Raw genomic sequence first — 24,496 nt, forward strand, 5'->3', positions numbered from 1 at the left:
ACCGACACTCCGGCCCCGTGCCGCCCCGGCCCCCGGCGTTGTCACCGGCGCGTGGGAGGATCGGAGACATACCTCACGCAGGTGGACGACGTAGGCCGCGCAGGTGCTCGAAGGGGAGCCGACCATGGCAAGCAAGCCGCCCAAGGGCGATCCGGTCCAGGACGCCCCGCAGGTCGCGGGGGCACAGCACGCGGCCGCGGGCCTGCCCGCCATCGGCCACACGCTGCGGGTGGCGCAGCAGCAGATGGGCGTGCGCCGCACCGCGCTGACCCTGCTCCGCGTCAATCAGAAGGACGGCTTCGACTGCCCCGGCTGTGCCTGGCCCGAGCCGGACCACCGGCACAAGGCGGAGTTCTGCGAGAACGGCGCGAAGGCCGTCGCCGAAGAGGCCACCCTGCGCCGTGTCACCCCCGAGTTCTTCGCCGCGCACCCGGTCGCCGATCTCGCCGGCCGCAGCGGTTACTGGCTGGGACAGCAGGGTCGTCTCACCCACCCGATGTACCTGCCGGAGGGCGGCGAGCGGTATGAGCCCGTCTCCTGGGAGCGGGCCTTCGACATCATCGCCGAGGAGATCGAGGCCCTCGACTCCCCCGACGAGGCCATCTTCTACACCTCGGGCCGCACCAGCAACGAGGCCGCGTTCCTGTACCAGCTGTTCGCCCGCGAGCTCGGCACGAACAACCTCCCCGACTGTTCGAACATGTGCCACGAGTCGTCCGGCTCCGCGCTCACCGAGACGATCGGCATCGGCAAGGGCAGCGTCCTCCTCGAGGACCTCTACAAGTCGGATCTGATCATCGTCGCCGGGCAGAACCCGGGCACGAACCACCCGCGCATGCTCTCGGCCCTGGAGAAGGCCAAGAAGAACGGCGCGAAGATCATCACGGTCAATCCGCTGCCCGAGGCCGGCCTGGAGCGCTTCAAGAACCCGCAGACCGCCCAGGGCATGCTCAAGGGCACCGCCCTCACCGATCTGTTCCTGCAGATCCGCCTCGGCGGCGACCAGGCACTCTTCCGCCTCCTCAACAAGCTGATCGTGGAGACCGAGGGCGCCGTCGACGAGGAATTCGTCCGCGAGCACACCCACGGTTACGAGGAGTTCGTCGCCGCCGCCCGGGCCGCCGACTGGGACGACACCCTCACCGCCACCGGCCTGGAGCGCGAGCGCATCGAGGAAGCGCTGCGCATGGTCCTCGCCTCCAAGCGGACCGTCGTGTGCTGGGCGATGGGCCTCACCCAGCACAAGCACGCCGTGCCCACCATCCGCGAGATCGTCAACTTCCTCCTGCTGCGCGGCAACATCGGCCGCCCCGGCGCCGGCGTCTGCCCGGTCCGCGGACATTCGAACGTGCAGGGCGACCGCACCATGGGCATCTTCGAGCGCCCCGCCCCCGCCTTCCTCGACGCCCTGGAGAAGGAGTTCGGCTTCGCGCCGCCCCGCCACCACGGCCTGGACGTCGTCCGCGCCATCAGGGCCCTGCGCGACGGCGAGGCGAGGGTCTTCTTCGCGATGGGCGGCAATTTCGTCGCCGCCTCCCCCGACACCGACGTCACGGAAGCGGCGATGCGCCGGGCCCGCCTGACGGTGCACGTCTCCACGAAGCTCAACCGCTCACATGCCGTCACCGGCGCGCGCGCCCTGATCCTGCCCACGCTCGGCCGCACCGAGCGGGACCTCCAGGGCGGCGGCGAGCAGTTCGTGACCGTCGAGGACTCCATGGGCATGGTGCACGCCTCACGCGGGCGCCTGGAGCCCGCCGGCAAGCTGCTGCTCTCCGAGCCCGCCATCGTGTGCCGCCTCGCGCGCCGCGTCCTGGGCAGCGCTTCACGCACGCCCTGGGAGGAGTTCGAGAAGGACTACGCGACGGTGCGCGACCGCATCGCGCGCGTGATCCCCGGTTTCGAGGACTTCAACACGAAGGTGGCGCGCCCCGGCGGTTTCGCCCTGCCGCACGCGCCCCGCGACGAGCGCCGCTTCCCCACCGCCACCGGCAAGGCCAACTTCACCGCCTCGCCCGTGGAGCATCCCGAGCTCCCTGCGGGGCGGCTGCTGCTCCAGACCCTGCGCTCCCACGATCAGTACAACACCACGATCTACGGCCTCGACGACCGTTACCGCGGCATCAAGAACGGCCGCCGCGTCGTCCTGGTCAACCCCGACGACGCCGCGGAGCTCGGCCTCGCCGACGGGTCGTACGCCGATCTGGTCAGCGAGTGGCGGGACGGTGTGGAGCGCCGGGCACCGGGCTTCAGGATCGTGCACTACCCGACGGCCCGGGGGTGCGCCGCCGCGTACTACCCGGAGACCAATGTGCTGGTGCCGCTGGACGCCACCGCGGACACCAGCAACACCCCTGCCAGCAAGTCCGTCGTCATCCGCCTGGAACAATCGACGATCGACTGAGCGTTCGCTCAGCGACAGGTGGACGACGACGAACGAACGGAGCCGGGCCCCATGGGCGAGCAGCACCACGTGAAGTTCCCGCAGGAGGTCATCGACGAGTACGCCTCGCTCGGTGTCGACCTGCCCTCCCTGTTCTCGGCGGGACACCTCGGCACCCGCATGGGCGTGCAGGTCCTCGAGGCCTCGGCGGAGCGCGTCGTCGGCACGATGCCCGTCGAGGGCAACACCCAGCCGTACGGGCTGCTGCACGGCGGCGCGTCCGCGGTGCTCGCGGAGACCCTCGGCTCGGTCGGCGCGATGCTGCACGGCGGGGCCGGCAAGCTCGCCGTGGGTGTCGACCTGAACTGCACGCACCACCGCGGGGCCCGCTCCGGCCTGGTCACCGGTGTGGCGACGCCCGTGCACCGGGGCCGCTCGACGGCGACGTACGAGATCGTGATCAGCGACGAGCAGGGCAAGCGGGTGTGCAGCGCCCGCCTGACGTGCATGCTGCGGGACGCCACCCCGGAGACCGGCTCGGTCGCCTCGGCGGGCTGACCCGGAGCCTCACCACCCGGGGGCGTGGCGCCGGGGGCGTGGCGGAAGGCGGCCATCAGCCCCCTCCCCCCCCCCCCCCCGCGAGGAAGAATGCTGCAGGCTCATTGGCGGAGGGGGAGGCTCCGGACTAGCGTCTGCGCATGAGGCACCGCTCATCGCTCAGCGCGCTCGCCCTCACCACCGTCGTCACGGCCGTCCTCGCCGCCGGATGCGGGGACTCCGGCTCCGGCGACCGCGAAGCGACCCCCCACTCCTCCCCCGCCACCACCTCGCCCGCCGACCTGTGCACCACGATCATCACCAAGTGGGCACGGCAGATCTACGACTCGGGCGACACCGGCTACGGCGACTACCAGTCGATGGGCCTGTCGAACGGGCAGTACATGATCCTGCGCGACATCCTGGACGCCGCGCGCACCGAGCGCAGGCGTGAATCGGCCGCCGCGGGACGGAAGTTGATCGCCCGTCAGGCGCGCGAGCGGTGTGCCGACCGGTACCGCGACGGCGGGCCGAGCGGCGGGCCGTGGGTGTGAACGCCATCGGGCCGGTGGAGCCGGGCGAGGACACCTACGATCACCGGGCGGAACTCCCGCGTCCGGCCGGGCCCGCCCCACGGCGGCGCGTCCGTCGCCGCACCGCGTACGCCACTGCCGCGGTGATCGCCGCGGCCGCCGGCCTCGCCCTCTTCCTGACCCGACCGGAACCGCCTCCGGCGCCGCCCGAGCCGGGCCCGCCGTGGCCGTCGCAGAGCGTCTCGGTGACGTACGCCGGCGAGATGTCGCACCCCCGGGCGGGGGACCGCAGCTTCACCTTCACTGTCGCGTTCGCCCAGGAGGCGGGGCCGCCGGCGACGGTCCGGCGGGTGGGCCAGCCCTCGGCGGCCCTTTCGGTCAGCACGTCGGCTCCCACCCCTTTCACGGTTAAATCGGGATCACCCCGGAAGTTGATCATCACGATGCACATTCGCGAATGCGGAGAAGTGCCCCGGAATGCGAGCCTCCCTTTCCTGGAAGTAACTCTGCGTAATGCGCGCGCAATCGAGAAGCAGAGTTACATCCTGGGTCCGGAATACGCGAATGATCTTTCCGGCGCTCTCTCGGCCGCATGCCCACGAACACGCGTGTCATGAGTCAAACAGCTTTACAGTCCTGCCGGTTGCGCTGGAAGTTCTCAGCATGTGGATACGTCGAGATCCACCGAACAAGGCCATATTCAGCCCCAACCGCCCCCCGTGTTCCAGCCCGGAATACTCCGTGGCATAACAAGAGCGTCACAGCCTTGGTCCGACCACTCCACCAAGAACAAAACGGCCCTTAGAGTCACGGCCAGTCACCGCGCCCACCGGATTCCTGTCAGTTCGGTTCCGCGCTCGACTCGGCATCCCAACAAGGGACAGCCGTGCCAGGGGAAAGGACTGATCGTGCGTCAACGTTCGCTCATAGCCATCACCGCTGCACTCACCGCGGGGGCTCTCACCCTCACCGCCTGTGGCTCGCGCGACGACAAGGACGACGGGGACGAGGCCGGTGGAGGCGGCACCACCGTGGTCATCGGCGTCGACGCGCCCCTGACCGGTGAGCTCTCCGCCCTGGGCCTCGGCATCCGCAACTCCGTCGACCTCGCCACCAAACAGGCCAACGAGAAGAAGTACGTCGACGGCGTCACGTTCAAGATCCAGGCCCTCGACGACCAGGGCCAGCCCTCGTCCGGCCAGACCAACGCCACCAAGTTCGTCGCCGACAAACAGGTCCTCGGAGCCGTCGGCCCCCTGAACTCCTCGGTCGCCGAATCCATGCAGAAGGTCTTCGACGACGCCAAGCTCGTCCAGGTCTCCCCCGCCAACACCAACCCCGCCCTCACCCAGGGCCCGGACTGGAACGGCGGCAAGAAGACCCGGCCCTACAAGTCCTACTTCCGTACGGCCACCACCGACGCGATCCAGGGCCCCTTCGCCGCCCAGTACCTGTACAACAAGGCCAAGAAGAAGAAGGTCTTCGTCGTCGACGACAAGAAGACCTACGGCGCCGGACTCGCCGCCACCTTCAAGGACGAGTTCACCAAGCTCGGCGGCAAGGTCGTCGGCACCGAGCACATCAACCCCGACACCAAGGACTTCGGCGCGGTCGCCACCAAGATCCGCAACTCCGACGCCGACCTCGTCTACTACGGCGGCGAATACCCGCAGGCCGGACCGCTCAGCAAGCAGATGAAGCAGGCCGGCTCCAAGGCCCCCCTCGTCGGCGGCGACGGCATCTACAGCGCCGACTTCATCAAGCTCTCCGGCAAGCAGGGCGTCGGCGACTACGCCACCTCCGTCGGCCAGCCCGTCGAGGAACTGCCCTCCGCCAAGGAATTCATCGCCAACTACAAGAAGGCCGGCTTCAAGGAGGCCTACGAGGCCTACGGCGGCTACTCCTACGACAGCGCCTGGGCCATCATCGAGGCCGTCAAGAAGATCGTCGACGACAACGACGGCAAGCTCCCCGACGACGCCCGCACCAAGGTCATCGACGCCATGAAGGACGTCACCTTCGACGGCGTCACCGGCAAGGTCTCCTTCGACGAATACGGCGACGCCACCAACAAGCAGCTCACCGTCTACCAGGTGAAGTCGACCGACCCCAAGACCGGCTGGAAGCCCGTCGAATCGGGCACCTACTCCGGGTCCAACTGACGCCCGACCCGCAGCCCACGACAGACCGCGCGGGGCGCTGAGCACCAAGCGCCCCGCGCGGCGTCGCATCCGTCGCACTCGTCACCAGGCGCGTGCGGCCCCGCGCAGGCCCACGAGCCACCGCGAAACGGCCGCACGACATCGAAAGACTCGGAGGACCTGCGGTGCACGAACTGCCGCAACAGCTGGTCAACGGCCTGCTATTGGGATCCATGTACGGCCTCATCGCCATCGGCTACACAATGGTCTACGGCATCGTCCAGCTCATCAACTTCGCCCACGGCGAGATCTTCATGACCGGCGGATTCGGCGCCCTCACCGTCTGGCTCTGGCTCCCCGAGGGCACCAGCATGTGGGCCGCCGTCCCCCTCATGCTGATCGGCGCCATCTTCGTCTCCACCACCATCGCCATCGGCGCCGAACGCTTCGCCTACCGGCCCCTGCGCGACGCACCCCGCCTCGCCCCGCTCATCACCGCCATCGGCCTCTCCCTCGCCCTCCAGCAAGCCGTCTGGGCCTGGTACCCCGAAGCGAAGTCGGCGCGGTCCTTCCCCGAACTGCCCGGCGGCTCCATCCACATCGGCTCCGTCACCATGCAACCCGGCGACATCTTCCTCCTCATCGCCGCACCCATCTGCATGGTCGCCCTCGGCTACTTCGTCATGAAGACCCGCATCGGCCGCGGCATGCAGGCCACCGCCCAGGACCCCGACACCGCCAAACTCATGGGCATCAACACCGACCGCGTCATCGTCGTCGCCTTCGCCATCGGCGCCGCCTTCGCCGGCATCGCCGCCGTCGCCCGCGGCCTCAAGTACGGCCAGATCGACTTCCGCATGGGCTTCATCCTCGGCCTCAAGGCCTTCACCGCCGCCGTACTCGGCGGCATCGGCAACATCTACGGTGCCATGATCGGCGGCGTCGTCCTCGGCCTCGCCGAATCCATGGCCACCGCCTACATCAACGACGTCCCCGGCATGGACAAGCTCGGCGGCCAGTCCTGGGCCGACGTCTGGGCCTTCGTACTCCTCATCGTCGTCCTCCTCGTCAGGCCCCAAGGCCTACTCGGCGAGCGCGTCGCGGACAGGGCGTGACCACCATGACCACACAGACCACGGCGGCCGACAGCCCCCGCCCGCAGCAGCCCCACAAGGACGAGCCCACCACCGGACTCATCCCCATCCCCGCCGGACCCGCCCGCGCACTCGCCACCGGCGGCGGCATCCTCACCGTCATCTCCGCCTTCCTCGCCTGGACCTGGACCGCCCGATTCCCCGGCGACCTCACCGTCTACGGCTACCCCGGCGGCCTCCAATGGCTCGTCCTCATCGCCGGCGCCCTCACCACGGTCTACGGACTCGCCTCCTACGGCACCAAGGGCCTCCGCGCCCTCGCCCCTGCCGGAGCCGACGCCGCCCTCAAATACGCCTCGCTCGCCGCCTTCGCCACCGCCTGGTACACGATCATCGCGATCAGCGACAAACTCGGCGGCCTCGCCAACCTCGAACCCGGCGGCTGGATCGTCGCCATCGCCACCCTCGCCGCCCTCACCGGCGCCCTCGCCCTGCCCTTCGAACGCCCCCACACCTACCCCGTGGACACCGAAGACAGCAGCTGGGAACAGTACAAACACCGCGCGCGCAACGCCCGCACCATCATCAAGGGCGCCTTCGCCGCGGAGACCCCCGCACCACCCCGCAAACTCAACTCGTACGTCGAGATCCTCATCATCGTCGCGGCCCTCGCCACCGGACTGCTCGTCTTCACCTACGGCATCGGCACCGAGTACGACGAACTCTTCATCGGCTTCCTCATCACCGTCGGCTTCGGCTTCGCCGCCCTCGCCAAAGCGGGCCTCGTCGCCCAGGTCTCCGTCTACACCGCACGCCACCGCAACATCACACTCATCGGCGCCTTCCTCGCAGCCGCCGCCTTCCCCTTCACCCAGAGCGACGACCAGTACGCCACCATCGGCGTCTACATCCTCATCTTCGCCACCGTCGCCCTCGGCCTGAACATCGTCGTCGGACTCGCCGGCCTCCTCGACCTCGGATACGTCGCCTTCCTCGGCGTCGGCGCCTACGCCGCATCCATGGTCTCCGGAACGCCCTCCTCCCCCTTCGACATCCACCTCCCCTTCTGGGGCGCCATCCTCGTCGGCGCCGGCGCCTCCCTCGTCTTCGGCGTCCTCATCGGCGCACCCACCCTCCGCCTGCGCGGCGACTACCTCGCCATCGTCACCCTCGGCTTCGGCGAAATCTTCCGCCTCGCCGCCAACAACAGCGACGGCTCATCCGGACCCGACATCACCAACGGATCCAACGGCATCTCCTCCATCCCCAACCTCAAGATCTTCGGCTTCGACTTCGGCCTGGAACACAGCATCGGCGGCTTCACCATCGGCCGCTTCGCCAACTACTTCTTCCTGATGCTGCTCATCACCCTCGTCGTCGTCCTCGTCTTCCGACGCAGCGGCGACAGCCGCATCGGCCGCGCCTGGGTCGCCATCCGCGAAGACGAGACCGCCGCACTCGCCATGGGCATCAACGGCTTCCGCGTCAAACTCATCGCCTTCGCCCTCGGCGCCTCCCTCGCCGGACTCGCCGGAACCGTACAAGCCCACGTGACCTACACCGTCACACCCGAGCAATACCAGTTCGCCAACTCCGTACCACCCAACTCCGCCTTCCTCCTCGCCGCCGTCGTCCTCGGCGGCATGGGCACCATCAGCGGACCCCTCGTCGGTGCCTCACTGCTCTACCTCATCCCCAACAAACTCCAATTCCTCGGCGACTACCAGCTCTTCGCCTTCGGACTCGCCCTCGCACTGCTCATGCGCTTCCGCCCCGAAGGCCTCATCCCCAACCGCCGCCGCCAACTCGAATTCCACGAGGCCGACCTCAGCCCCGGCGAGACGCCGCCACCCGCAGTCCTCAGCAAGACGGGGGTCTGACCCAATGACCACGGACATCACCAAAGAGGACAACACCCCGGCCGCCCGCACCGGCCGGACCGTCCTCGACGCCCGCGGCGTCACCATGCGCTTCGGCGGCCTCACCGCCGTACGCTCCGTCGACCTCACCGTCAACAGCGGCGAGATCGTCGGCCTCATCGGCCCCAACGGCGCCGGCAAAACCACCTTCTTCAACTGCCTCACCGGCCTCTACACACCCACCGAAGGCGAAGTCCGCTACAAGGACCAGATCCTCCCGGCCAAATCATTCAAGGTCACCGCAGCAGGCATCGCCCGCACCTTCCAGAACATCCGCCTCTTCGCCAACATGACGGTCCTCGAAAACGTCCTCGTCGGCCGCCACACCCGCACCAAAGAAGGCCTCTGGTCCGCCCTCCTCCGCGGCCCCGGATTCCACAAGGCCGAAGCCGCCTCCAAGGCCCGCGCCATGGAACTCCTCGAATTCGTCGGCCTCGCCGCCAAAGCCGAACACCTCTCGCGCAACCTCCCCTACGGAGAACAGCGCAAACTGGAGATCGCACGGGCCCTCGCCAGCGAACCCGGCCTCCTGCTCCTCGACGAACCCACCGCCGGCATGAACCCCCAGGAGACCCGCGCCACCGAAGAACTCGTCTTCGCCATCCGCGAGATGGGCATCGCCGTCCTCGTCATCGAGCACGACATGCGCTTCATCTTCAACCTCTGCGACCGCGTCGCCGTCCTCGTCCAAGGCGAAAAACTCGTCGAAGGCACCAGCGAAACCGTGCAACAGGACGACCGCGTCATCGCCGCATACCTCGGCGAACCCTTCGAGGAGAACAACTCATGACCGCACTCCTTGAGGTCGAGGACCTCCGCGTCGCCTACGGCAAGATCGAAGCCGTCAAAGGCATCTCCTTCAAGGTCGACGCCGGCGAAGTCGTCACCCTCATCGGCACCAACGGCGCGGGCAAAACCACCACTCTGCGCACCATCTCCGGCCTCCTCAAGCCGGTCGGCGGCTCCATCAAATTCAACGGCAAGGCCCTCCGCAAATACCGCGCCGACCAGATCGTCGCACTCGGCCTCGCCCACTCCCCCGAAGGCCGCCACATCTTCCCCCGCATGACCATCGAGAACAATCTCCGCCTCGGCGCCTACCTCCGCTCCGACAAAGCAGGCATCGAAAAAGACATCAACCGCGCATACGAACTCTTCCCCATCCTCGGCGAACGCAAGAAACAAGCCGCCGGCACCCTCTCCGGCGGCGAACAGCAGATGCTCGCCATGGGCCGCGCCCTGATGTCCCAGCCCAAACTCCTCATGCTCGACGAACCCTCCATGGGCCTCTCACCGATCATGATGCAGAAGATCATGGCCACCATTGCCGAGCTGAAGTCCCAGGGCACGACGATCCTCCTCGTCGAACAGAACGCCCAGGCGGCACTCTCCCTCGCCGACCACGGACACGTCATGGAAGTGGGCAGGGTCGTCCTCTCCGGCACCGGCAACGACCTGCTGCACGACGAGTCCGTACGAAAGGCGTACCTCGGCGAGGACTGAGCCGCACGCCACGCCTGTACGCGAGGAGGCCCGCACCCCGGATCGGGGTGCGGGCCTCCTCGTACGTACAGGAGCGGGCACTCAGCCCTTCGACGCCTTCTTCTCCTCGGCGTCCTCGATGACCGCCTCCGCGACCTGCTGCATCGACAGCCTGCGGTCCATCGACGTCTTCTGGATCCACCGGAACGCGGCGGGCTCCGTCAGGCCGTACTCGGTCTGCAGGATCGACTTCGCCCGGTCCACCAGCTTGCGCGTCTCCAGACGCTGCGAGAGGTCCGCGACCTCCTTCTCCAACGTCTTCAGCTCCGTGAAGCGCGAGACCGCCATCTCGATCGCCGGGACGACGTCCGTCTTGCTGAACGGCTTCACGAGGTACGCCATCGCGCCGGCGTCACGGGCACGCTCGACGAGGTCGCGCTGCGAGAACGCGGTGAGCATGAGCACCGGGGCGATGGACTCCTCGGCGATCTTCTCCGCCGCGGAGATGCCGTCGAGGACAGGCATCTTCACGTCCAGGATCACCAGGTCCGGCTTGTGCTCGCGGGCCAGCTCGACGGCCGTCTGCCCGTCACCGGCCTCACCCACGACGCTGTAGCCCTCTTCCTCGAGCATCTCTTTGAGGTCGAGCCGGATCAGGGCCTCGTCCTCGGCGATGACGACGCGGGTCGTCAGCGGAGGCACGTGCGACTTGTCGTCGTCGGACGCGTCGGTGGGCTGGGGCGACTCGGGGGCGGTCACGGGGGCTCCTCGTTCATGGCAGGTGCGCTGCCCCTGCAGCCTACCTAGCTGCGTCGCCGCCCGGTGACCCGGTACACTTCCGGCAGCGCCTGGCCGGGTTGGTGGAACGGTATACACGGAGGTCTCAAACACCTCTGCCTGAGAGGGCTTGCGGGTTCGAATCCCGCACCCGGCACCGCCGTGAAGCGGAGGTCCACATTCGCGTGGATCTCCGCTTTTTGCTACGCGCAGCCACGGCTCGTTGCGCAAAGTGGCCGTATGAACTTTCACGGCACAGAAGTGCGACAGAAGGCACTCACTCTCCTGCGGGGCGGAGCGAAGAACGTCGAGGTCGCGCGTCGGCTAGAGGTTCCGCTCGGCACCATCAGCTACTGGAAGCACCAGGATCGCGCTAAGCGCGGCGAGCCCGTTACCGTTCGACCGTCGCTGCTCTGCCCCCGGTGCGACTGTCGCCCTCTCGAATTAGCCACGTATTCCTACCTGCTCGGCATCTACCTGGGGGACGGCCATATCAGTCACTACGCCAAGCACAGAGTGCCAAGCCTCATGATCACCATGGACGACTCCTGGCCCGGCCTACAGGATCAGGTGGAGGCCGCACTCAGGGCGGTCTTTCCGCACAACGCCACGTGCCGTGTGCGCACCAAGGGCGCCCACAACATCAAGGTCTACTTCAAGCACCTGCCCTGCCTCTTCCCCCAGCACGGCCCCGGCAGAAAGCACGAGCGGAAGATCGTCCTCGAACCCTGGCAGCAGGAGATCGTCGACGCCCACCCGTGGGAGTTCGTCCGCGGGCTCATCCACTCCGACGGCTGCCGCATCACCAACTGGACGACCCGCCTCGTCGGCGGAGAGCGCAAGCGCTACGAATATCCCCGGTACTTCTTCACCAACAAGTCCGACGACATCAGGGACCTCTTCACCCGCACCCTCGACGCCCTCGGCATCGGCTGGACGCACTGCACCCGGCACGGGAACCCGTTCAACATCTCCGTCGCCCGCAAGGCCGACGTGGCCCTGATGGACGTCCACGTCGGCCCGAAACATTGAGTATCCGGTCCGCTACTTCGGGCTGTCGTCCTCGCCGATGTGGTGGATGCGGACGAGGTTGGTGGAGCCGGGGACGCCGGGCGGGGAGCCGGCGGTGATGACGACCGTGTCGCCCCGCTCGCAGTGGCCGCTCTTGAGCAGCAGCTCGTCGACCTGCTCGACCATCGCATCGGTGGAGTCGACGTGCGGTCCGAGGAGGGTCTCGACGCCCCACGTGAGGTTGAGCTGGGAGCGGGTCGCCTTGTCGGGGGTGAAGGCGAGGAGCGGGATGGGTGAGCGGTAGCGGGAGAGGCGGCGGACCGTGTCGCCGGACTGGGTGAAGGCGACGAGGAATTTGGCGCCGAGGAAGTCGCCCATTTCGGCGGCGGCGCGGGCGACGGCGCCGCCTTGGGTGCGGGGTTTGTTGCGTTCGGTGAGCGGGGGCAGGCCCTTCGCGAGGATGTCCTCCTCCGCCGCTTCGACGATGCGGCCCATCGTCTTGACGGTTTCGATGGGGTATTTGCCGACGCTGGTCTCGCCGGAGAGCATGACGGCGTCGGTGCCGTCGATGACGGCGTTGGCGACGTCGGAGGCCTCGGCCCTGGTGGGGCGGGAGTTGTCGATCATCGAGTCGAGCATCTGGGTGGCGACGATGACCGGTTTGGCGTTGCGTTTGGCGAGTTTGATGGCGCGCTTCTGGACGATCGGGACCTGTTCGAGGGGCATTTCGACGCCGAGGTCGCCGCGGGCGACCATGATGCCGTCGAATGCGGCGACGATGTCCTCGATGTTGTCGACGGCCTGGGGTTTTTCGATCTTGGCGATGACGGGGAGTCGTCGGCCTTCTTCGTCCATGATGCGGTGGACGTCTTCGATGTCGCGTCCGCTGCGTACGAAGGAGAGGGCGATGACGTCGAATCCTGAACGCAGGGCCCAGCGGAGGTCGGCCTCGTCCTTGTCGGAGAGGGCGGGGACGGAGACGGCGACGCCGGGGAGGTTGAGGCCCTTGTGGTCGGAGACCATGCCGCCTTCGATGACGGTGGTGGCGACGCGGGGTCCTTGGACGCCGGTGACCTCGAGGGTCACTTTGCCGTCGTCGACGAGGATGCGTTCGCCGGTGGTGACGTCGTCGGCGAGGCCGCTGTAGGTGGTGCCGCAGTGGCGGCGGTCGCCCTCTATGCCGTGTTCGACGGAGATGGTGAAGTCGTCGCCGCGTTCGAGGAGTACGGGTCCTTCGCTGAAGCGGCCGAGGCGGATCTTCGGGCCTTGAAGGTCGGCGAGGATGCCGACGCTGCGGCCGGTCTCCTCGGAGGCCTTTCGCACGCGCTGGTAGCGCTCCTCGTGCTCGGCGTAGGTGCCGTGGCTGAGGTTGAAGCGGGCGACGTCCATTCCGGCTTCGACCAGTGCCTTGATCTGGTCGTACGAGTCGGTGGCGGGTCCCAGGGTGCAGACGATTTTTGCTCGGCGCATGGTTCGAGCGTAGGCCTTACCGGCGGGTAGAGAATTGGTCGGTGGTGACTACTCAACAACCTTTGCGTAAAGGGCTATTGACAAGTGTTGAATTGTGCGGGGAGCCGCTCCGATGAGCGGCTCCCCGGTGTCACCAGCGGGCGATGTCGTCGAGGTGGGTGTCGAGTTCGGCGAGGCCGGGGTGGTCGAGGAGCCGTTCCAGGGTGCGGTGCCGCTGTTCGGTGAGGTAGGCCGCGGTGACTTCGTGTGGTGTCACGCCGAGGGTGCGGGCGAGGGCGTGTTTCTGCTCGTGGGTCAGGCCCGTGTCGAGTGCGACGGCCGCGATGACGACGATGCGGATGTGCGTCTCGATGTCGTCGGTGTCGTGTCCGGCCAGGCGGTACTGGTGGAGGAGCCAGCGGGCGAACCGTCCTCTGTGGTGGGGGTCAGCCATGCTGCTGGAGCCAGCGGGCGGCGAGGCCGGCGAGTCCGGCGCCGAGGCCGTAGCAGGTGCCGCGCAGCAGGTGTGCGGCGGCGTCGCGACGGTGCGTTCTGGCCGGTGGGCGGCTGTTGGTGCGGGTGGGCTTCGGTTTACGCTGCGGCATGGGTGGCCCTTCTGGGGGTGTGCCTGTCGAGGAGCCTGTCGGCGGTCGGTGGCCTAGGAACCGGATGACCGCCGGTCAGGCTCTTTGTTGTGGGTGGGGGGTCAGTGCTGTTGGGCGCAGTGCTGGAGGCGGTCGGCGATTTCTCGTTCGGGGCGGCAGACGAGTACGGCTTCGGTGTCGTCGCGGGCGGCGAGGCGTTCGACTTCGGCGGTGATGCCGGGTTCGCGGGTGCCGTGGGGTGGGTGGGTCGTGAGGGTGTCGTCGGGGTCGTCGTGGCAGTGCTGGAGCTGGTCGAGCCAGTGGGTGGCCTCGGGGTTCTCGCCGCGTCCGAGGTGGTGGAGGTAGAGGCAGTGGGCGGCGGTGCGGTGTCCGGCGCCGGCGGCGAGTTGCCACCAGAATTGGGCGCTTTCGGGGTGGTCGGCGAGGTGGAGCATGCAGGCGAAGACGTGTGCGCCGTCCACGTCGAGGTCTTTGAGTGGTGTGCGGTTGCCGTCGGGTCCGTCCTCGCCGATTTCCTGGGCGAGTCGTTCGATGTGGATGGCTGCGCCGCGCTGGTCGAGTGTTCCGCGTACGACTGCGGAGAGCTGGCGGCGGACTCGTGCGACGGGGGGTACTTCTTTGGTGTGGGGTACGTAGCCGGCGTCTTCGGCGAGGCGGCGGAGTCCGGCCGCTACGTCGAACGGGCGTCGCCGGGTGCGTAGTTCTGTTCCGACTTGTGCCAGTAGTGTCTCCATTTTGGTCATTCCCGGTCCCCCTGGGTCTTGATGTATGAGGCCACGGCGGGCTCCAGCCGTTCCTTCGCCTTGCGGCAGTGGTGGTCGACGGTGCTGGGTGTGACGCCCATGTAGCCGCTGATTCTCTTGGTGTCGTACTGCAGGATGTAGCGCAGGACGATGACGTCGAATTGGCGTGGCGGCAGTTTGCATATGGCCCGGAAGAGGCCGATGTCGCTGGGCAGCAGCGCGAGGCGCTTGCGGAAGGCGTGCAGGGTCTGTGACATGACGGCCCGTCGGAGGATCGCCCACATCTGTTGTTGCAGGTCGGTCTCTTCGATCAGTGCGTCCCAGTGCCGCAGGATTTCCAGGAACGCGCGGTGCACTGCTTCTTCGGCCGGGCCGTTGGCGCCGAGTCGCAGCAACGCGTAGGAGTGAAACGCTTCCTGGTTGGCCAGGTAGAGCGTTTCGAATTCCAGCGGCAGTGGCAGCACGGACTCGGCCACCGGGCTGCTGCCGTCCTCCGCGTGGACATCTTCGGTCATGAGTCCTCTTCATGGAGGGCTTGATGCGAAGGGCGATCGTCAAGGTGCGTCCCGTCGCCCACTGGTGAGGGCTACTCAATCGGGTGAAGTGGGCGAACACGCATGCGCTCTGTGCCGAAAATTACTCAGTGATCATTGAACGCTGCACAACGTCACGGCATACCCGCGGGTAACGGAGTGTGACCATGGGGTTCGCGGAGACCCCTGGTGCGAGGTCTACGCCAATATCGGGCGCCGAGTGACCCAACTCACATCCGCCGCACGCCACTCGGGCCGCCGCTCACGACTCGTACGAGTGAAATAACCCCGAAAACGGCTCAGCCCGGCACGTCCATGCGCTGTGTGCCGATGACCGACAGGAGCCGCAGCGCCTCCTCGGAGGGCGAGCCGGGCGCGGCGGTGTAGATGACGACGCGCTGGTCCCGGTCGGTGATCTCCAGGACGTCGCACCGGGTGGTGACGGGACCGACGAGGGGATGCTCGAAGGTCTTGCACAGGGTGGGCCGGTCGGTCACGTCATGGGCTTCCCACAGCCGGGCGAACTCCTCGCTCCCCGCGAGGAGTTCGCGGACCAGGCCGTTCACCTCCGGGTCGTCGGGGTAGCGGGCCGCGGCGGCGCGCAGGTGGTGGGCCGAGGTGCGGGCGAACTCGTCGGCGTCCGAGACGCTGTACAGGCGCCGGCCGTGCCGGTGGGGGGCGAGGAAGGTGCGGCGGATGAGGTTGCGGTCCTGCCGGGGCAGGGCGGAGAAGTCCTCCATGAGGGCGGCGGCGAGATCGTTCCAGGCGATGACCTCGTAGGTCGCGGACAGGACGATGGCCGCGGCGTCCGGGAGTCTGCGCAGCAGGTCGACGATGCTGGGGCGCACCTCGCGGGAGGGTCCGGGCGGTGGTCCCGGGGGGAGGCCGGCGAGGCGGTGGAGGTGGTCGCGTTCGGCGTCCGACAGGCGCAGGGCGCGGGCGAGCTGGGCGAGGACCTCGCGGGAGGGGTGGGGGGCGCGGGCCTGTTCCAGGCGTGCGTAGTACTCGGGTGAGATGAAGGCGAGCTGTGCCACTTCCTCGCGGCGCAGGCCGGGGGTGCGGCGGCGCGTGCCCGCGGGGAGTCCCACGTCGGCGGGGGTGATGCGGGCGCGTCTGCTGCGCAGGAAGTCGGCCAGGTCTCGTCGTACTCGTCGGTCCACGCATCCAGTGTGTACCGGGTGCCGGGGTGCTCAGCCAGGTACTGGTGGTGCCTGGTTGGGCGGGGGCGGTGGGCGCAGGCTCGTCGGCATGAACGACACATCGATCACGTCCACGGCGACCTCGGGCCTGCTGGCCGGCAAGGTCGCCTTCATCACCGGTGCGGGTCGCGGCATCGGGGCCGCGGCGGCGCGGCTGTTCGCGGAGGAGGGGGCCCGTGTGCTGCTCGCGGCCCGTACGGAGGTTCAGCTGAAGGCGGTGGCAGAGGAGATCAGGGCGGCGGGTGGTACGGCTGAGCATGTGGTGTGCGATCTGGCCGATCCGGTGAGCGTGCGGGCCGCTGTGGGCCGGTGCGTGGAGCTCTTCGGCCGACTGGACGCGGCCTTCAACAATGGTGCGACGGGGCAGCCGCCGGGTCCGCTGGATCAGCTGTCGGAGGCCGATTTCGACCATGTCTACGCGGTCAATGTGAAGGGTCCCTGGCTCGCGATCGGTGCCGAGGTGGCCGCCATGCGGGCGACGGCGGGTCGTGGGGCGATCGTCAACACGTCCAGTGTCGGCGCCCTGATGGCCAATCCGGAGCTGCCGGCGTACGGCGCGGCGAAGCGTGCGTTGAACAGCCTGACGGCGTCGGCCGCCGCCACGTATGGCGCGGAGGGCATTCGTGTGAACGCGGTCGCGCCCGGCACGACGCTCACCGAGTTGCTGCTGGAGTGGGAGGAGCGCTCGCCCGGCACGATCGAGCAGCTCAATGCCCGTACGCCGTTGGGCCGTGCCGCCGAGCCGCGGGAGATCGCGCAGGTGGCCGCGTGGCTGCTGAGCGACCGCGCGTCGTATGTGACGGGGGTGGTGCTGCCGGTCGACGGGGGCATGGTGGCGTGAGCGGCGTCAGGTCAGCCGCGGTGGTGCCATGGTGAAGCGGGCGTTGACCTGGGCGTAGACGTGCTGGCGCTGTGGTTCGAGGTCGAGGGGGGCGGCGTTCTCCTGGTGGTCGGGGGCGCCGCCGTAGGCGATGGAGCTCATGGCTCCGGCGGGGCTTCCGTAGCCGTAGGCGGGGGTGGGGTTGTCGGCGCCGATGTCGGCGAGTTCGACGAGGGCGGCGAGGTGGGTGCCGAGGGCCTCGGCGTATTCGCGGGCGCGTTGCACGGCTTCGCGGACGGCGTGCCGGCGGGCCTGGCGGTGGGTGGGCGAGTCGGGGCGCAGCGCCCACCAGGGGCCTTCGACGCGGGTGAGGTCGAGGTCGGCGAGGCGGGTGGTGAGTTCGCCGAGGGCGGTGAAGTCGGTGAGTTCGGCGGTGGTGTGGACGCGGCCGTGGTAGGCGCGGATGCGTTCGGCGCGGCCGTGGCGGGTGAGTTCGGGGCTGATGGAGAAGGCGCCGGTCTCCACTTTCTCGACGGCTTCGCCGTAGGTTCTGACGAGGTCGAGGACGGTGGCGTTGCGTCGGGTGAGGTCGGCGAGGGCGTCGCGGCGGTCGGTGCCGCGGGCGCTGACGGTGATGCCGATGCGGGCGATCTCGGGGTCGACTTCGAGGTGTGCTTCGCCGCGGACGGCGAGGCGGGGGGCGTCGGGGGTGCCGTAGGGGGTGGGGCTGGTGTCCATGCGGTCACTCTCGCACCGTGTGGGGCGCACCGGACAGTCACCGGATCGAAACCTGGGGGGTCTGTTGCGGGCCGGGTGCCCGGGGACAGAATCTACGCGCGTTACATCGGTCGACTGAGGAGTACGGAAATGCCGCTGAACCGCCGGAAGTTCCTGGGTACGTCTGCCGCCACGGGTGTGGGGGTGGCGGCGGCCGGCGCGGCCGTGGCGCCGGCCGCGGTGGCGGGTGGGTCCAAGGGGGGCGGGCGGCGCCACAAGCGGTACGCGTTCACCGTGCTGGGCACGACGGACCTGCACGGCAACGTCTTCAACTGGGACTACTTCACGGACAAGGAGTTCGACGACAAGGACCACAACGACGTGGGCCTGGCGAAGATCTCCACGCTCGTGGAGGAGGTGCGCGCGGAGAAGGGCCGCCGCAACACCTTGCTGATCGACGCGGGGGACACGATCCAGGGCACCCAGCTGTCGTACTACTACGCCAAGGTCGACCCGATCACCGCCGAGCGGGGTCCCGTGCACCCGATGGCGCAGGCGATGAACGCGATCGGGTACGACGCGGCGGCGCTCGGCAACCACGAGTTCAACTACGGCATTCCGGTGCTGCGCAAGTTCGAGGAGCAGTGCGACTTCCCGCTGCTCGGCGCGAACGCGCTGGACGCGAGGACGGCGAAGCCCGCTTTCCCGCCGTACTTCATGAAGCGGCTGCGCACCCCGCACGGCAGGGACGTGAAGGTGGCGGTGCTGGGTCTGACCAACCCGGGCATCGCGATCTGGGACAAGGCGAACGTGCAGGGGAAGATGACGTTCCCGGGTCTGGAGGAGCAGGCGGCGAAGTGGGTGCCGAGGCTGCGGTCGATGGGCGCGGACGTGGTGATCGTGTCGGCGCACTCGGGTTCCAGCGGCACGTCGTCCTACGGTGACCAGCTGCCGTACGTGGAGAACGCGGCCGCGCTCGTCGCCGAGCAGGTGCCGGGGATCGACGCGATCCTGGTCGGGCACGCGCACACGGAGATCCCCGAGTACTTCGTGGAGAACAAGGCGACCGGGAAGAAGGTCGTGCTGTCCGAGCCGCTGAAGTGGGGGCAGCGCCTCACGCTGTTCGACTTCGAGCTGGTGTGGGCGAAGGGGTGCTGGACGGTGGAGAAGGTGGGTGCGAAGGTCCTCAACTCCAATACGGCGGCCGAGGACCGGAAGATCACGCGGCTCCTCGCCGACGAGCACCGGAAGGTCGTCGCGTACGTCAACCAGGTGATCGGCAGGTCGACGGCGGCGATGAGCACGGCCGAGGGCCCGTACAAGGACGTCCCCATCATCGATCTGATCAGCCTGGTGCAGACGGAGACGGTGGCGCAGGCGCTGAAGGGCGGCGCGTACGGGGCGCTGCCGGTGCTCTCGCAGGCCTCCTGTTTCTCGCGCACGGCGCGGATCCCCGCGGGCGATGTGACGATCAAGGACGCGGCGGGGCTGTACCCGTTCGAGAACACGCTGGAAGCGCGGCTGCTCACGGGTGCCCAGCTCAAGGATTACCTGGAGTTCTCGGCGCGGTACTACGTCCGTACGCCGGCCGGTGGCCCGGTCGATCCCGCGAAGCTCACGAACGCCGAGAACATCCCGGACTACAACTACGACGCGGTGCGGGGCGTGACGTACGAGGTGGACATCGCGGCGCCCGTGGGGTCGCGGATCGTCGGGCTGTCCTTCGAGGGCAAGGCGATCGATCCGAAGGCCGAGTTCGTGCTCGCGGTGAACAACTACCGGGCCAGTGGTGGCGGGAACTTCCCGCACATCGCGGGCGCCAAGCAGCTGTGGGCCAATTCGGAGGAGATCCGGAACACGATCATCGGCTGGGTGAAGGCGAAGGGGACGGTCGACCCGGGCCAGTTCGCGTCGGTGGACTGGAAGCTGACCCGGGACGGCACGCCGGTCTTCTAGGCCTTCTGCGCTGTTACGCCTTCTGGAGCCGCAGGGTGGCCAGGTCGACGGCGTCGGCGAGCGCCCGGGCGCCGGCGTCGTTGACGTGCAGGCCGTCGCCGCTGTCGTAGTCGTCGTGGATCCGGTCGGGGTCGGCCGGGTCCGCGACGGCGGCGGCGAAGTCGGCGTAGGCGTCGAAGGGACTGCTCGCGCCGCGGATCCACTCGTTGACCTCGCGGGCGACGGCGACGCCCTCGGGGGTGGAGTAGCCCTCGAAGACGGTGTCCTTGTAGGGGCCGACGGTGGTGGCGATGGCGGTCAGGCCGGCCTCGTGGAGGCGGTCGGCGAGTGCGGTGAAGCCCGCGATGAGGTCGGCGGCGGTGGGGATGGGCGCCGGGTCGGGGTAGGCCTCCTGGCCGGGGATGCCGAGGTCGTTGAGGCCGAAGTGGACCAGGACGTGGGTGACGCCGGGCACGTCGAGGACGTCGCGCCGCAGGCGGGCCAGGGCGTGTTCGCCGATCTCGTCGGTGAGCAGCCGGTTGGCGGACAGGCCCTGGTTGACCACCCAGCCGCCGCTGCCGGCCTCGCGCAGCCGCTCGTTGAGGAGGTCGGGGAAGCGCTGGTCGGTGTCGGGGGTGGTGCCGGTGCCCTCGAACCAGGAGTCTCCGAAGGCTACGGCGATGGCGGTGCCCGCGGGGGCGAGGACGTCGGCGCCGGTGATGAAGTGGCGGGTGACGAGTTCTTCGAGGCCTTCGGTGCCGTCGAGGGTGGGGGCGGCCAGGGCGTTGCCGGGGACGGCGTAGCCGGTGCGCAGCGGTACGGCGGAGTAGGTGGAGAGGCCGGTGTCCTCGGGGAGCCAGAGGCTGAGGGCGAGTTCGTCGCCGGCGGCCACGGTCTGTTCGACGGGGTCGCTCACGGCCTCTTCGCCGACGGGGAGGGTGAATTCCTCGGCGCCGCCGAAGCGGAGCGGTGTGTCGCTGCCCGCGTCGATGCCGCTTCCTTCGGTGCGTCTGGCGAGGCGGGCGCCTCCGATGTGGAGGGGTTCCTTGCCGTAGCGGTTGCTGAGGCGGACGCGGACGGCGCTGCCGCCGCCGTCGAGGCGGATGATCTGGCGGAGCGTCTGGCCGGCGAAGCCGCGGAGTTCGAAGAGTTCGATGCTCTCGTGAGGGCTGACGACGGCGGAGCGGAAGGCTGCGGTCCAGGAGGCCGTGGAGTCTGTGGTCATGATCGGCTCAACTGCGCGATGCGGGCCGGTATTTCGATTCCCGTCGAATTTCTTGCGGGAATATTCGGCGGCGCCGGGGCGCTTGGGGGCGGACAATTCCGCCATGGATGAGGCACTTGAGGGGGCGCTCGGCCCCGTGTTGCGTGATCTGGCGGCGACGTGCCCGGTGCGGGCGACGGTCCGCGACGAGCCCGATTTCATGGGGCTGGGTGAGGACGTGACCATGGTGTACGCCGATGACGGCTCGGGCCGCGGGGTGAGTGTCGCGGAGCGGCACAGTGCGGCCGAGCGGGTGGCGGAGGTCGCGGACCAGGTGCAGGAATGGGCGGTCGAGGAGTTGTGCGCGCGGTCGCGGCCCGCCGTGTGGCCGGAGTGTCCCGAGCACCCCGACGCGCATCCGCTGGCGGCCGGGGTGGTGCGGGGTGTCGCCGTGTGGTCGTGCCCGCGGACGCGCGCGGTGGTGGCGCCCGTCGGGGAGCTGGTGGCGGGGGACGTCAGCTCTTGAGGCGTACGAGGTTCCCGCGCTGTTCGCCGATGCGGCCCGCGGTGCCCGGGTGCCGTTCGGGGGTCTGGAGGCCGAAGCTGGTGAACGCGGTGCGCTCGGGCAGCGGGTAAGGGGTCTCGCCGGTCAGGGAGTTGAGGATGGTGGCGCTGCGCCAGGCGGCGAGGCCGAGGTCGGGGGCGCCGACGCCGTGGGTGTGGCGTTCGGCGTTCTGGACGTAGACCGAGCCGGTGACGGACGGGTCGAGGACGAGGCGGTACTGCTCGTCGATGCGGGGGCGGGCGGAGGAGTCCTTGCGGATGTAGGGGTCGAGGCCGGCGAGGAGCTGGTCGAGGGGGCGTTCGCGGTAGCCGGTGGCGAGGACGACGGCGTCGGTGGTGAGCCGGGAGCGGGTGCCCTGTTGCAGGTGTTCGAGGTGGAGTTCGACGCGGGTGGTGGCGACGCGGCCCGCGGTGCGCACGCAGACGCCGGGGGTGAGGACGGCGTCGGGCCAGCCGCCGTGCAGGGTGCGCCGGTAGAGCTCGTCGTGGATGGCGGCGATGGTGTCGGCGTCGATGCCCTTGTGGAGCTGCCACTGGTGCGGGACGAGGCCGTCACGGACGGCTTCGGGCAGGGCGTGGAAGTAGCGGGCGTAGTCGGGGGTGAAGTGCTCCAGGCCCAGCTTGGAGTACTCCATGGGGGCGAAGGCCTCGGTGCGGGCGAGCCAGTGGATCTTCTCCCGTCCCGCGGGGCGGGAGCGCAGCAGGTCGAGGAAGACCTCCGCGCCGGACTGGCCCGAGCCGATGACGGTGATGTGGTCGGCGGAGAGCAGCAGGTCGCGGTGGTGGAGGTAGTCGGCGGAGTGGATGACGGGGACGGTGGGGGCCTCGGCGAGGGGTTTGAGGGGTTCGGGGACGTAGGGGGCGGTGCCGATGCCGAGGGCGATGTTGCGCGTGTAGGTGCGGCCCAGCGCCTCGGCCTCGCCGTCGGTGTCGAGCTGGGTGAAGTCGACTTCGAAGAGGGCGCGTTCGGGGTTCCAGCGGACGGCGTCGATCTGGTGGCCGAAGTGGAGTCCGGGGAGGTGCTCGCTGACCCAGCGGCAGTACGCGTCGTATTCGGCGCGCTGGATGTGGAAGCGCTCGGCGAAGTAGAAGGGGAAGAGCCGCTCGCGGGTCTTGAGGTAGCTGAGGAAGGACCAGGGGCTCACGGGGTCGGCGAGGGTGACCAGGTCGGCGAGGAACGGCACTTGGAGGGTGGCGCCGTCGATGAGGAGGCCGGGGTGCCAGTGGAAGGCGGGACGCTGCTCGTAGAAGGCGGTGTCGAGTCCGCCGAGGGGGTGGGCGAGGGCGGCGAGGGAGAGGTTGAACGGGCCGATGCCGATGCCGACCAGGTCGCGGGGGTCGTCGGGGGTGGTGAGCGGCCGGGGGCCGGGGTGGTCGGGTGTGCCGGTCATCGGGGGGTGGTTCCTTCCGGGTGGTCGGGGGGTGTGCGGTCCGCGCCGGGTTCCTCGACGAGCTTGAGGAGTGCGGCGAGGTCGCCGGGCCGGGTGTGGGGGTTGAGGAGGGTGGCCTTGAGCCAGCGGCGGCCGTCGAGGTCGGCGCGGCCGAGCACCGCGGCGCCCTCGGTGAGCAGCCGTCGTCGTACGCGGGCGACGTCCTCGTCGGTGGCGCCCGTGGGGCGGAAGAGGACGGTGCTGATGGCGGGTGTGTCGTAGAGCTCGAAGGCCGGGTGTGCGTCGATGAGGCCTGCGAACTCGCGGGTGCGGTCGCATACTTGGTCGACGAGGGCGCCGAGTCCGGTGCGGCCGAGCGCCTTGAGGGTGACGGCGATCTTGAGGACGTCGGGGCGGCGGGTGGTCCGCAGGGAACGGCCGAGGAGGTCGGGCAGGCCGGCGTCGGTGTCGTCGTCGGCGTTGAGGTAGTCGGCGCGGTGGCTGAGGGCGTCGAGGTCGTGGGGGTCGCGGACGGCGAGGAGGCCCGCGGCGGCGGGCTGCCAGCCGAGTTTGTGCAGGTCGAGGGCGACGGTGTGGGCGCGGTCGAGGCCGTGCAGCTGTCCTTTGCGGGTGGCGCTGAAGAGGAGCCCGCCTCCGTAGGCGGCGTCGATGTGCAGGCGGGCGCCGTGGGCGTCGCACAGGTCGGCGATCTCGTCGAGGGGGTCGATGAGGCCGGCGTCGGTGGTACCCGCGGTGGCGGCGACGAGGAACGTGCCCGGGGGGCCGCCGAGTTCGGTGAGGGCCTCGTCGAGCGCGGCGGGGTCGAGGAGGCCTGCGGGGGCGGGCACGGTGACGGGCTCGGGCAGTCCGAGGAGCCAGGCGGCGCGGGCCAGGGAGTGGTGGGCGTTGGCGCCGACGAGGAGGCGGACGGGGCCGTGGGCGGCGGGGTTCTCGCGGGCCAGGAGCAGGGCGAGCTGGTTGGCCTCGGTGCCGCCGGTGGTGACGAGTCCGTCGCCGCCGTCGTGGATCTCGGCGGTGAGGGCGCGGGTGACGAGCGCTTCGAGTGCGGTCGCCGCGGGTGCCTGGTCCCAGGAGTCCATGGAGGGGTTGAGGGCGGAGGCGGCGAGGTCGGCGGCGGCCGCGACGGCGAGCGGCGGGCAGTGCAGGTGGGCGGCGCACAGCGGGTCGGCGGGGTCGGCGGCGCCTTCGGCGAGGGTGTGGACGAGGGTGCGCAGGGCCGCCTCGGGTCCGGTGCCGCGCTCGGGCAGGACCGGTGCGGTGGCGGCGCGGACGCGGTCGGCGACGGTGCCGGGGCCGCCCGCGGGGAGGGGGCCGCCGCGCGCGGTCGCCCCGGTGTGCAGGGCGTCGAGGGTGGCGGCGAGCAACGGCCGCAGGGCATCGGGTCCTTGGGCGCCCCCGGCGAGGGGCGGCGGGGTGCTCATGGGGCGTGTCCTTCGGGTCCGCGCGTACAGGGGCACCA

The 24,496-nt window shown here is 69.3% G+C and carries 23 protein-coding genes, 1 tRNA gene and 1 pseudogene; 13 read left to right on the plus strand and 12 right to left on the minus strand.

What is annotated here, in order from left to right; translation table 11 throughout:
• Positions 1-124 precede the first annotated feature (124 nt).
• From ACZ7DY_RS31810 to ACZ7DY_RS31820, 3 genes are all read left to right on the plus strand, one after another.
• A complete protein-coding gene (locus ACZ7DY_RS31810) occupies positions 125-2,404 on the plus strand; it encodes an FdhF/YdeP family oxidoreductase (protein ID WP_471141505.1) in 2,280 nt (759 codons plus the stop codon).
• Between the two features lie 51 nt (positions 2,405-2,455).
• Positions 2,456-2,941, plus strand: a complete 486-nt coding sequence (locus ACZ7DY_RS31815) for a PaaI family thioesterase (RefSeq protein WP_471141507.1) — start codon at positions 2,456-2,458, stop codon at positions 2,939-2,941.
• 140 nt (positions 2,942-3,081) lie between these two features.
• Positions 3,082-3,474: a hypothetical protein gene (locus tag ACZ7DY_RS31820; RefSeq protein WP_471141510.1), complete on the plus strand. Its 393-nt coding sequence runs from the start codon at positions 3,082-3,084 to the stop codon at positions 3,472-3,474.
• A gap of 40 nt (positions 3,475-3,514) precedes the next feature.
• Here the strand turns inward: ACZ7DY_RS31820 and ACZ7DY_RS31825 are convergent, their stop codons facing one another.
• Positions 3,515-3,838 carry a hypothetical protein gene (locus ACZ7DY_RS31825; protein WP_471141511.1) on the minus strand — a complete coding sequence of 108 codons (324 nt, stop codon included), beginning with the start codon at positions 3,836-3,838 and terminating at the stop codon, positions 3,515-3,517.
• Between the two features lie 523 nt (positions 3,839-4,361).
• Here ACZ7DY_RS31825 and ACZ7DY_RS31830 point away from each other — a divergent pair.
• The 5 genes and pseudogenes from ACZ7DY_RS31830 to ACZ7DY_RS31850 all read left to right on the plus strand — a co-directional run bounded on the left by ACZ7DY_RS31830 (position 4,362) and on the right by ACZ7DY_RS31850 (position 10,110).
• On the plus strand, positions 4,362-5,615 hold the full coding sequence (locus ACZ7DY_RS31830) for a branched-chain amino acid ABC transporter substrate-binding protein (RefSeq protein WP_471141514.1): 1,254 nt from the start codon (positions 4,362-4,364) through the stop codon (positions 5,613-5,615).
• 164 nt (positions 5,616-5,779) lie between these two features.
• Positions 5,780-6,709, plus strand: coding sequence for a branched-chain amino acid ABC transporter permease (locus tag ACZ7DY_RS31835; RefSeq protein ID WP_471141517.1), 930 nt, complete (start codon positions 5,780-5,782; stop codon positions 6,707-6,709).
• Between the two features lie 5 nt (positions 6,710-6,714).
• Positions 6,715-8,568 (plus strand): branched-chain amino acid ABC transporter permease, encoded by a 1,854-nt coding sequence (locus tag ACZ7DY_RS31840; RefSeq protein ID WP_471141518.1) that lies wholly within the window; start codon positions 6,715-6,717, stop codon positions 8,566-8,568.
• A gap of 4 nt (positions 8,569-8,572) precedes the next feature.
• Positions 8,573-9,385: pseudogene (locus tag ACZ7DY_RS31845) on the plus strand (ABC transporter ATP-binding protein); the annotation flags it as partial.
• A gap of 8 nt (positions 9,386-9,393) precedes the next feature.
• The gene (locus ACZ7DY_RS31850) at positions 9,394-10,110 is read left to right on the plus strand and encodes an ABC transporter ATP-binding protein (protein ID WP_471141520.1); all 717 of its coding nucleotides are present in this window, start codon (positions 9,394-9,396) and stop codon (positions 10,108-10,110) included.
• Positions 10,111-10,191: 81 nt separating this feature from the next.
• Here the strand turns inward: ACZ7DY_RS31850 and ACZ7DY_RS31855 are convergent, their stop codons facing one another.
• Positions 10,192-10,848, minus strand: coding sequence for an ANTAR domain-containing response regulator (locus ACZ7DY_RS31855; RefSeq protein WP_471141522.1), 657 nt, complete (start codon positions 10,846-10,848; stop codon positions 10,192-10,194).
• Between the two features lie 92 nt (positions 10,849-10,940).
• On the opposite strand from ACZ7DY_RS31855, the gene ACZ7DY_RS31860 reads away from it, so the two are divergent.
• Both ACZ7DY_RS31860 and ACZ7DY_RS31865 read left to right on the plus strand, forming a co-directional pair.
• A tRNA-Leu gene (locus ACZ7DY_RS31860) sits at positions 10,941-11,023 on the plus strand.
• Positions 11,024-11,106: 83 nt separating this feature from the next.
• Entirely contained in the window at positions 11,107-11,898 is a 792-nt protein-coding gene (locus ACZ7DY_RS31865; RefSeq protein WP_471141524.1) for a helix-turn-helix domain-containing protein, read from the plus strand.
• A 12-nt stretch (positions 11,899-11,910) separates the two neighbouring features.
• On the opposite strand, the gene pyk is transcribed toward ACZ7DY_RS31865, so the two are convergent.
• The 6 genes from pyk to ACZ7DY_RS31895 all read right to left on the minus strand — a co-directional run bounded on the left by pyk (position 11,911) and on the right by ACZ7DY_RS31895 (position 16,367).
• Positions 11,911-13,347 (minus strand): pyruvate kinase, encoded by a 1,437-nt coding sequence (gene pyk, locus ACZ7DY_RS31870; RefSeq protein ID WP_471141525.1) that lies wholly within the window; start codon positions 13,345-13,347, stop codon positions 11,911-11,913.
• Between the two features lie 130 nt (positions 13,348-13,477).
• Positions 13,478-13,780, minus strand: coding sequence for a hypothetical protein (locus ACZ7DY_RS31875; protein WP_471141527.1), 303 nt, complete (start codon positions 13,778-13,780; stop codon positions 13,478-13,480).
• Complete coding sequence (locus ACZ7DY_RS31880; RefSeq protein ID WP_471141529.1) at positions 13,773-13,931, minus strand: hypothetical protein; 159 nt, start codon at positions 13,929-13,931, stop codon at positions 13,773-13,775. The genes ACZ7DY_RS31875 and ACZ7DY_RS31880 overlap by 8 nt, the downstream gene beginning before the upstream one ends.
• A gap of 101 nt (positions 13,932-14,032) precedes the next feature.
• The gene (locus ACZ7DY_RS31885; RefSeq protein WP_471141530.1) at positions 14,033-14,665 is read right to left on the minus strand and encodes a hypothetical protein; all 633 of its coding nucleotides are present in this window, start codon (positions 14,663-14,665) and stop codon (positions 14,033-14,035) included.
• 5 nt (positions 14,666-14,670) lie between these two features.
• Positions 14,671-15,189, minus strand: coding sequence for an RNA polymerase sigma factor (locus ACZ7DY_RS31890; protein ID WP_471141533.1), 519 nt, complete (start codon positions 15,187-15,189; stop codon positions 14,671-14,673).
• 317 nt (positions 15,190-15,506) lie between these two features.
• The gene (locus tag ACZ7DY_RS31895) at positions 15,507-16,367 is read right to left on the minus strand and encodes a helix-turn-helix transcriptional regulator (RefSeq protein ID WP_471141536.1); all 861 of its coding nucleotides are present in this window, start codon (positions 16,365-16,367) and stop codon (positions 15,507-15,509) included.
• Positions 16,368-16,455: 88 nt separating this feature from the next.
• Between ACZ7DY_RS31895 and ACZ7DY_RS31900 the strand changes: the two genes are divergently transcribed.
• Positions 16,456-17,247 (plus strand): SDR family NAD(P)-dependent oxidoreductase, encoded by a 792-nt coding sequence (locus tag ACZ7DY_RS31900; RefSeq protein ID WP_471141538.1) that lies wholly within the window; start codon positions 16,456-16,458, stop codon positions 17,245-17,247.
• A gap of 6 nt (positions 17,248-17,253) precedes the next feature.
• Here the strand turns inward: ACZ7DY_RS31900 and ACZ7DY_RS31905 are convergent, their stop codons facing one another.
• A complete protein-coding gene (locus ACZ7DY_RS31905; RefSeq protein WP_471141541.1) occupies positions 17,254-17,964 on the minus strand; it encodes an SIMPL domain-containing protein in 711 nt (236 codons plus the stop codon).
• Between the two features lie 129 nt (positions 17,965-18,093).
• Between ACZ7DY_RS31905 and ACZ7DY_RS31910 the strand changes: the two genes are divergently transcribed.
• Positions 18,094-19,899 (plus strand): bifunctional metallophosphatase/5'-nucleotidase, encoded by a 1,806-nt coding sequence (locus tag ACZ7DY_RS31910; RefSeq protein ID WP_471141542.1) that lies wholly within the window; start codon positions 18,094-18,096, stop codon positions 19,897-19,899.
• A gap of 13 nt (positions 19,900-19,912) precedes the next feature.
• Here the strand turns inward: ACZ7DY_RS31910 and ACZ7DY_RS31915 are convergent, their stop codons facing one another.
• Positions 19,913-21,103 (minus strand): GDSL-type esterase/lipase family protein, encoded by a 1,191-nt coding sequence (locus ACZ7DY_RS31915; protein ID WP_471141545.1) that lies wholly within the window; start codon positions 21,101-21,103, stop codon positions 19,913-19,915.
• A 103-nt stretch (positions 21,104-21,206) separates the two neighbouring features.
• Between ACZ7DY_RS31915 and ACZ7DY_RS31920 the strand changes: the two genes are divergently transcribed.
• Positions 21,207-21,608: a hypothetical protein gene (locus ACZ7DY_RS31920; RefSeq protein ID WP_471141548.1), complete on the plus strand. Its 402-nt coding sequence runs from the start codon at positions 21,207-21,209 to the stop codon at positions 21,606-21,608.
• On the opposite strand, the gene ACZ7DY_RS31925 is transcribed toward ACZ7DY_RS31920, so the two are convergent.
• Positions 21,598-23,037, minus strand: coding sequence for a lysine N(6)-hydroxylase/L-ornithine N(5)-oxygenase family protein (locus tag ACZ7DY_RS31925; protein ID WP_471141551.1), 1,440 nt, complete (start codon positions 23,035-23,037; stop codon positions 21,598-21,600). The genes ACZ7DY_RS31920 and ACZ7DY_RS31925 overlap by 11 nt on opposite strands.
• Positions 23,034-24,458: a pyridoxal phosphate-dependent decarboxylase family protein gene (locus ACZ7DY_RS31930; RefSeq protein ID WP_471141552.1), complete on the minus strand. Its 1,425-nt coding sequence runs from the start codon at positions 24,456-24,458 to the stop codon at positions 23,034-23,036. Before ACZ7DY_RS31930 ends, ACZ7DY_RS31925 begins: the two co-directional genes overlap by 4 nt.
• Between the last annotated feature and the right edge of the window lie 38 nt (positions 24,459-24,496).

This window comes from Streptomyces sp. NPDC037013, assembly GCF_055607265.1.